Here is a 1,797-nt window from a genome sequence, read left to right as displayed (position 1 = left end):
GGGTGAACGCGATGATCCTGTCGATCCTGTTCAAGTCTGGCCCGGAAGACGCCAAGCTGATCATGATCGACCCGAAAATGCTCGAGCTGTCGATCTACGAAGGCATTCCGCATTTGCTCTGCCCGGTCGTGACTGACATGAAGGACGCGGCCAACGCCCTGCGCTGGAGCGTCGCGGAGATGGAGCGGCGCTACAAACTGATGGCGAAGATGGGCGTGCGTAACCTGGCGGGCTTCAATGCCAAGATCAAGGAAGCTCAGGACGCCGGCACGCCGTTGACCGACCCTTTGTACAAGCGCGAAAGCATTCACGACGAAGCGCCGCTGCTGGTCAAGCTGCCGACCATAGTGGTGGTGGTCGACGAATTCGCCGACATGATGATGATCGTCGGCAAGAAGGTCGAAGAACTGATCGCCCGTATCGCTCAGAAGGCCCGTGCTGCCGGTATTCACTTGATCCTCGCGACCCAGCGTCCGTCGGTTGATGTGATCACCGGTCTGATCAAGGCGAACATTCCAACGCGTATGGCGTTCCAGGTATCGAGCAAGATCGATTCGCGAACCATCATCGATCAGGGCGGCGCCGAACAACTGCTGGGTCACGGTGACATGCTCTACATGCCGCCGGGGACCAGCCTGCCGATCCGGGTCCACGGTGCCTTCGTCTCCGATGAAGAGGTGCACCGGGTGGTTGAAGCCTGGAAACTGCGTGGCGCACCGGAATACAACGACCAGATCCTCGCGGGTGTCGAAGAGGCCGGTAGTGGCTTTGAAGGCGGCAGCGGCGGCGACGAAGACAGCGAATCCGATGCGCTCTACGACGAAGCGGTGCAGTTCGTCCTGGAAAGCCGTCGGGCGTCCATCTCCGCGGTTCAGCGCAAGCTGAAAATCGGCTACAACCGCGCCGCGCGCATGATCGAAGCCATGGAAATGGCCGGAGTCGTGACTTCCATGAATACCAACGGTTCCCGTGAAGTCCTGGCTCCAGGCCCGGTGCGCGACTGACCTGAATTGAACAGCGGCGGGGCAGTGATGCGCCGCCACTCTCCCCACGAATGTTATGAGGACTCCCATGCGTCTTATCCGCATGCTGTTGTTGCCGGTACTGGCTTTAACCACTCTCTCGGCCCATGCCGACAGCAAAGATGTGGCGCGTCTGACTCAGTTGCTCGAAAAGTCGCAGACCCTGACGGCGCGTTTCTCCCAGCTGACCCTCGATGGCAGCGGCACTCAATTGCAGGAAACCGCGGGTGAAATGTCCCTGCAGCGTCCTGGCCTGTTCTACTGGCACACCGACGCACCGCAAGAGCAGCTGATGGTTTCCGATGGCAAGAAGGTTTCCCTGTGGGATCCGGACCTGGAGCAGGTCACCATCAAAAAGCTCGATCAGCGCCTGACCCAGACCCCGGCCTTGCTGCTGTCCGGCGACGTGTCGAAGATCAGCGAAAGCTTCGACATCAGCGCCAAGGAAGCCGGCGGGGTGATCGACTTCACCCTCAAGCCGAAAACCAAGGACACCCTGTTCGACAGCCTGCGTCTGTCGTTCCGCAACGGTCTGGTCAATGACATGCAGCTGATCGACAGCGTCGGCCAGCGCACCAATATCCTGTTCACCGGCGTGAAGGCCAACCAGCCGATTCCGCCGTCCAGGTTCAAGTTCGACATCCCCAAGGGTGCCGATGTGATTCAGGAATAATCCGCAGGACGCAAGAGTAACCTGTGGGAGCGGGCTTGTGTGGCGAGGGGGCTTGTTGTGGCGAGGGGGCTTGTCGGCGCTGGGGGGGCAAGCGGTCGCAGT

1 protein-coding gene and 1 pseudogene are annotated in these 1,797 nt (G+C 60.3%); both read left to right on the top strand.

What is annotated here, in order from left to right; genetic code table 11:
• A pseudogene (gene ftsK / locus F8N21_RS30235) lies at window positions 1-1,004 on the top strand (DNA translocase FtsK); the annotation flags it as partial.
• Between the two features lie 67 nt (window positions 1,005-1,071).
• Complete coding sequence (lolA, locus tag F8N21_RS30230) at window positions 1,072-1,695, top strand: outer membrane lipoprotein chaperone LolA (protein ID WP_150643440.1); 624 nt, start codon at window positions 1,072-1,074, stop codon at window positions 1,693-1,695.
• Window positions 1,696-1,797: the final 102 nt, after the last annotated feature.

The organism is Pseudomonas fluorescens (assembly GCF_902497895.1).
Classification (GTDB): domain Bacteria; phylum Pseudomonadota; class Gammaproteobacteria; order Pseudomonadales; family Pseudomonadaceae; genus Aquipseudomonas; species Aquipseudomonas fluorescens_BP.
Note: the sequence above shows the minus strand (reverse complement) of the source record. Positions and strands in the feature narration are given on the sequence as shown.

Bases quoted from the DNA above. Each gene is read 5' to 3' on its own strand.
- lolA (WP_150643440.1), top strand. From the start codon at position 1,072: ATGCGTCTTATCCGCATGCTGTTGTTGCCGGTACTGGCTTTAACCACT.